General features: G+C 32.1%; 6 protein-coding genes. 2 read left to right on the top strand and 4 right to left on the bottom strand.

Features of this window, described 5'->3' with window-relative positions; genetic code table 11:
* The coding region (locus FWJ34_RS17415; protein WP_308256611.1) for a SemiSWEET transporter at positions 1-174 on the bottom strand (174 nt) is incomplete at its 3' end.
* A 341-nt stretch (positions 175-515) separates the two neighbouring features.
* On the opposite strand from FWJ34_RS17415, the gene FWJ34_RS17410 reads away from it, so the two are divergent.
* Entirely contained in the window at positions 516-2,441 is a 1,926-nt protein-coding gene (locus tag FWJ34_RS17410) for a transglycosylase domain-containing protein (RefSeq protein ID WP_308256610.1), read from the top strand.
* A 222-nt stretch (positions 2,442-2,663) separates the two neighbouring features.
* Positions 2,664-3,206 carry a hypothetical protein gene (locus FWJ34_RS17405; RefSeq protein WP_308256609.1) on the top strand — a complete coding sequence of 181 codons (543 nt, stop codon included), beginning with the start codon at positions 2,664-2,666 and terminating at the stop codon, positions 3,204-3,206.
* An 88-nt stretch (positions 3,207-3,294) separates the two neighbouring features.
* Here FWJ34_RS17405 and rpmF read toward each other — a convergent pair whose 3' ends face one another.
* The 3 genes from rpmF to FWJ34_RS17390 all read right to left on the bottom strand — a co-directional run.
* Positions 3,295-3,474: a 50S ribosomal protein L32 gene (gene rpmF / locus FWJ34_RS17400; RefSeq protein WP_308256608.1), complete on the bottom strand. Its 180-nt coding sequence runs from the start codon at positions 3,472-3,474 to the stop codon at positions 3,295-3,297.
* A 229-nt stretch (positions 3,475-3,703) separates the two neighbouring features.
* Positions 3,704-5,023, bottom strand: a complete 1,320-nt coding sequence (locus FWJ34_RS17395) for a response regulator (RefSeq protein WP_308256607.1) — start codon at positions 5,021-5,023, stop codon at positions 3,704-3,706.
* Positions 5,024-5,552: 529 nt separating this feature from the next.
* On the bottom strand, positions 5,553-6,008 hold a 456-nt coding region (locus FWJ34_RS17390), incomplete at its 5' end, for a YraN family protein (protein WP_308256606.1).

Here is a 6,008-nt window from a genome sequence, read left to right as displayed (position 1 = left end):
TTTTAGCAAAATCCCATAAATTAACCAGAATAAAACCCCAAGACAAAAACTCAAAAACATTCCTAAAGAAATATCTTGTGCTGATTTCGATCGCCATGTTTTAATTACTTGCGGTAAAAAGGATATAGTTGTCAAAAAACCTGCGATTAAACCAATAATTGTTACAAAAGTCATGAATTAAGAATGAGGAATTAAAAATGAGCAAGGGGTTTAACATTGTTAAGAAAATTATAACTAAGATACTTATTCTATAATGATCAATGATCGATTATTGAGGATCAACTATTCATTCTTCACTAGCCATAGCTTATTTCCAGAATTCTGTAATCACTTTAATGTTTAGGATGTGGGAATTATGGGGAGCATCTGAGTTAAATTTTGAGTTATTAATCAGAGCTTTATGCTAAAATCAGGCACAATTATATTTTACTAAACTAAATATTAGTATAATTTAAAACTAATGTATAATAGTTAAACTTTTAATTATAATCTTATTTATTTACTTTTTAAATACTGTGTCATCTACCACTATTAAACGAAAAACTAAGGATCAAAAACCTCATACTCCGACAAATTTTGTTCAAGGAGTGGCTAAAGTAGCCGGAGGAACATTTCTCGGTTTAACTTTATTAACTACATCAGCTATCGCTGGAGGAATTGTTGGTTTAGCTATTAGTTTTCGCAATTTACCTGATGTAAGAGTATTAAATAACTATGTACCTTCTCAAACAAGCTATATATATGACGTAAAAGGTGTATTACTAACTACTTTTCACGGAGAAGAACATAGAACAACCGTACCTTTAAACGAAGTATCACCACAATTAAAAAGGGCAGTTATGGCTATTGAAGATAGTAACTTTTATACCCATAAAGGAGTTAATCCGAATAGTGTTGCTAGGGCTGTAGTTGTTAATTTACAAAGTGGTTCAGTGGTAGAAGGTGCCTCAACTCTGACGATGCAATTAGTGAAAAATGTGTTTCTTTCCCACCAAAGAACTTTTTCACGCAAATTATCAGAAGCAGTTTTAGCTTTAAGAGTAGAACAAATATTCAAGAAAGATGAAATTTTAGAAATGTATCTCAATAATATTTATTGGGGTCATAATAATTACGGTGCACAAACCGCCGCACAAAGTTATTTTAATAAATCGGCAAAGGATTTAAACTTAGCTGAAGGTGCAATGATGGCAGGAATAATTCAAGCCCCTGAAGTATATAGTCCTTTTGTCAATTATTCTTTAGCGAAAGAAAGACAGGCGATTGTATTGAATCGGATGGCAGATATAGGTTGGATAACCCAAGAAGAAGCCGACAAAGCGAAAAAAGCACCCCTTTTCATCGGAAAACGGAGAGCATGGCAAACAAGTAAACTTCCTTATGTAACTGATGCCGTCAAACAAGAATTAATCGAACGTTTTGGGGTGGAAACTGTGACTAAAGGGGGTATTAACGTTCAAACTACTATCGATTATAAAATGCAAATAGAAGCCGAAGAAATTGTTAAAAAAGCACATCGTAACTTACGGCGTTCAGGGGTTAGAGCCGATCAAGTAGCATTGGTGGCGATCGATCCTCGTACTCATTTTGTCAAGGCGGTAGTAGGGGGAATTGATTACGAAAAAAGTCAGTTTAACCGAGTGTTACAATCTCGTCGTCAACCCGGTTCTGCCTTTAAACCCTTTGTTTATTATACTGCTTTTGCCACAGGTAAATATACTCCCTATTCTGTAATTCCTAATTATACAAGAGGTTTCCGAGAAGGTGGGGGATATTATCATCCTCAAAACTATGGTGGCGGAGGCGGAGGTGGTTCTGTAACTATTAATAGTGCGTTATCTAGTTCTCTAAATATTCCTGCCGTAGTTTTAGGGCAAAAAGTCGGTTTGGACAAAGTTATTGAAGTTTGTCGTACTTTAGGCATTGAAAGTCCCTTACAGCCGGTTGTTTCTTTACCTTTAGGCCCCATTGGGGTGACACCCATGGAAATGGCTCAGGCTTATGCTACTTTTGCTAGTAATGGTTGGCAGTCAGATACCACTATGATTATGCAAGTTACTGACAGTTTAGGGAATGTGATGTTAGACAATACTCCAAAACCGCAATTAGTGTTAAATGAATGGGCTACAGCTTCTTTAACCAGTGTTCTTCAAAATGTAATTAACGGCGGAACTGCGACCAGTGCTAATATAGGAAGACCTGCTGCTGGTAAGACAGGTACTACATCTAGTGAACGTGATGTCTGGTTTGTTGGCTATGTACCACAACTTTCGACAGCAGTATGGATAGGAAATGACGACTTTAATCGTAGTTTAGGAAGAGGGGTGACAGGTGGTGGTTATGCCGCACCTATTTGGCGACAGTTTATGACTATAGCCCTCAAAAATGAACCTGTTAAGTATTTTCCAGCCGCTTCTCAATTTACTCAACCGAAACCCTAGGAAGAGAGTTTTTAATTTTATAGACAAATATTAATAGACATCGACCATAATTAAAAATGCAATCAATTCTAATAAACTATTTATGAATTTAGGCTATGTTTTTAATGATCCCTGAGTTAAAATCATAATTTGGGGAGAAGTCTAATAGACTTGTTGCACAAGTCAGGGCAATAGCCAACAATGCACGGGGGTAAACTTCCTCATTCTAAATTCTAAATTCTAATGAATAATTCCTTGAAAGAATCAATATTTCCTATCTCTCCTTTAATCAAAATTACCCTACTTAATCTTTATTTTGCCTTAACAATTCCACTGCCTTTTTTAGCAAAATTTACCGCCGTTAATCTTCCTCTCTGGCTTTTTTATTTATTTATAGCTTTAGGTGCTATTGTCATTTTTGGAGTTTTAAGTGAAAGAGTTATCCTCAACTCTGAAGGGATAAGAGTTAATTATCCTCAATGGGTGTCGTGGTTGTGGCGTAAAGGTTGGAGTTTATCGTGGAGTGATATTGATAGCCTCAAAATGCGTACCACTGGGCAAGGAGGAATAGTATATTATTTTGTAACAAAAAATAGGGATAAGGCTTATTTACTGCCGATGAGGGTGGCAGGATTTAATCAAATGGTGCAAGAAGTCCAAAATAGAACAAATATTGATACAACGGATATTCGCCCTTTAGCACAACCTTGGATGTATCTTTTCTTGTTAGTGTTTACTTTTTTTCTTTGGTTGATGGATATTTGGACAATTTCTTTAGGAATTTAGGAATTAGCAAGGAGTTTAAACCCCTTGTTAGGAATTAGAAATTAAAAAAGGATGAAGACAGGCAAGATGCCTATTCCACAACTATTTACTATTCTTCACTTTCTTCTTCTTCTTCTTTTGTAATGTAAACAAAACTATTAGATTTGCCTGTTAATACTGATTTACCTAAAGATAAGGCTTTTTGTGCTTGTAGTTCAGCTTTTTTAATCCAATGGGCACGACGTTGATTACGTTTAGATTTAGATGTTTTCTTCTTAGGTACTGCCATAAAGTTTAAATAATAATTTGATTATCGGACAATTTTACTATTTTAACCATAGTTGATAGTCTCTGACAATAGACTTCTTGCACCAAGTCGTGGCAATGGGCAACGATGCACTGGTAAAATCTTCATTCTAAATTCTAAATTCTAAATTCTTCAGGCAATAGTTATTAAAATTGATAATTTCTCACCTAAAACAGATTTTAATTTTTATTTTGCACTCGTGTCTAATATTTTAATTTTCCATTTGAGTGTTAGACGGTAGAGTAGGTGGTGAATTATGACTTTTTGATTTTAAACAAGATTTAATTTTAGCTAAAACTTTTTCTTGATCAATTGGTTTACTTAAAAAGCCATTAGCACCAACAATTTTACTTCTAACTCGATCTAGCATACCATCGTTGCTAGTAAGAATAATAATCGGGGTGTCTTTTAAGGTAGAAACTCGACGAATTTGTGAACAAATTTCATAGCCGTTAACAATGGGCATGACTAAATCTAAAAATATTAAATCTGGTTTTCTTTTCAAAATTTCTGGTAATGCTTTAATGGGATTTTGAATTGAAACATATTGATAACCGGCTTCCGTGACAATATGTTCCATTATTTGACAAATTTGTATGCTATCATCTACGCAAAAAATTAATTGTTGATGAGTTGTTTTCGTTATTTTATAATTTTGATTAGTAATTCCAATTAAAGTTATTTGTAAAGGTTGATCTTTTATTTCCACTAAAGAAATTAATCCTTGTTCAAAATAAGGTTTTAACCAAATAGTTAGTTTTAAAAGTGTTAAATTTAATTTATCTGCTAATTCAATTAAAGGATATTTTCCATTTAATAATGATACTAATTTATTATAAGTATCTTCTTTCCCTTTAAATTTTTGTTGTAATAATACCGGATTTTTAACTATGGGAGCATCATTAGGATTATAATTACTTAAACCCATATTTTTCCACTGTAACCACTGAGATTCAACAGAAGCTAACAGGGTTTCAATTTTTAATAAAGTTATGGAAAATTTTAAACCTGATTCTTCGGGAAAATTCTCTTGTTCTACTGGAATAAAATCATATTGTAATACTTCTTGATTTTCTGCTAAATAAATGTTAAATAATATCTGTTTTATTCGTTCATTTATTAAATATAATGCTTGTTCTTTTGTAATTAAAAATCTTTGTAATAACGAAACAATTAAATAATAATTCCAACATTCAAATTCTTTGGCTTTATTAATATCAATCAATTGATTATCTAAATGAGGACAATATTTTGTTAATAGTCTTTCCCATGCTCTATAAGGATGATAGCCTCCATCAGCCCAAATTAAACGACTGAGGCAAAAATATAAACGCCATTCTTTCCCTTTTACATTTTTTACGTCTATTCTACCTGTAAACTTTTTTCCTTGAAGGGATTGCAGTTTTTGTCTTAGTATTCCCGAACTACTCATTTCTTCCCCTTTACTTTTCGACTTACATATAAGTACACAAGCACAATTCTCGTTATCTAAACGAAAGGCTAAAATCCAGATTGAGGACTGGCATATCATCGATATTTTAAGATATATAGACCCGAAAAAATCATTTTGTTTATTTTCTTAATAATATGTTTGATTCTGGAACTATTTATACATCATTCTGAGACAAAATTTTCGGTTAAGGTAGGAAGGGAATAGAGAACTGGTGGATCAGTATTTATATTAAGATATACTATTCTTAAATACATTTTAAATAATTTTTTGATCGAATTCTGGTGTTTATATTTGAAGTTTTCTGAATATTCTAGGCGATCGCACTTTTAATCGATTCTGCCATTGCAAATGCTTCTTTTTTGTGTCATCGAATAGTAAGTTAATTTTTCATAGATAAAATACTATAGAAATCCTATTTGATTTGTGGCATTTCCATCGGGAACAATTTAGAATTTAGAATTTAGAACGAAGAAATTGAGTATAGTTGTCTATTGCCCATTGCCCGAAGAATTTAGAATTTAGAAATGACTTGAGCTTGAGAGTTATTAACGACGATTTAATTTACCACAATCTATTTTCTGATTGTTATAGTAACTAACTTATTTTTTTAATTAAAAGCATTTTCAATATAATCAATGATCTGAAATTGATAACCTTGATAGTTAATATTATTACCGTTTATCCTTAAATTTTCTTCGGAATTAATAGCTAGATTTTTTCGATAAATTAATAAAGCAATATCAAAACGACAATTAAAGGTTGAAAAACAAGTATTTTCACTTAAAAAAGTTTCAGCAGTTAATAATAATTTTTCTTGCTTAGTTTGATTAATAGCAAAAATACCATCATTATCCCAATTATGTATTTTTCGAGTTTTTACTTCAATAAATGCTAAAACTTGAGAGTTATTATCTTTAGCAATTAAATCAATTTCTCCCCAACGACAACGCCAACGAGTATATAAAATATCATAACCTTTATTGATTACCCATTGAGCGTCAATTTTATATCCCCATTGTCCAAAATTTTTCATTATTTTTTTATTTGATATTTCCTTGTTTTT

The organism is Geminocystis sp. GBBB08, from assembly GCF_016743215.1.
GTDB lineage: Bacteria > Cyanobacteriota > Cyanobacteriia > Cyanobacteriales > Cyanobacteriaceae > Geminocystis.
The sequence above is the reverse complement of the archived record's forward strand: the minus strand, read 5'-3'. Positions and strand labels throughout refer to the sequence as shown.

What these genes read in the sequence shown, in the direction of transcription:
- FWJ34_RS17405 (WP_308256609.1), top strand. Translation starts at nt 2,664, where the DNA reads ATGAATAATTCCTTGAAAGAATCAATATTTCCTATCTCTCCTTTAATC.
- rpmF (WP_308256608.1), bottom strand. Translation starts at nt 3,474, where the DNA reads ATGGCAGTACCTAAGAAGAAAACATCTAAATCTAAACGTAATCAACGT.
- FWJ34_RS17395 (WP_308256607.1), bottom strand. Translation starts at nt 5,023, where the DNA reads ATGATATGCCAGTCCTCAATCTGGATTTTAGCCTTTCGTTTAGATAAC.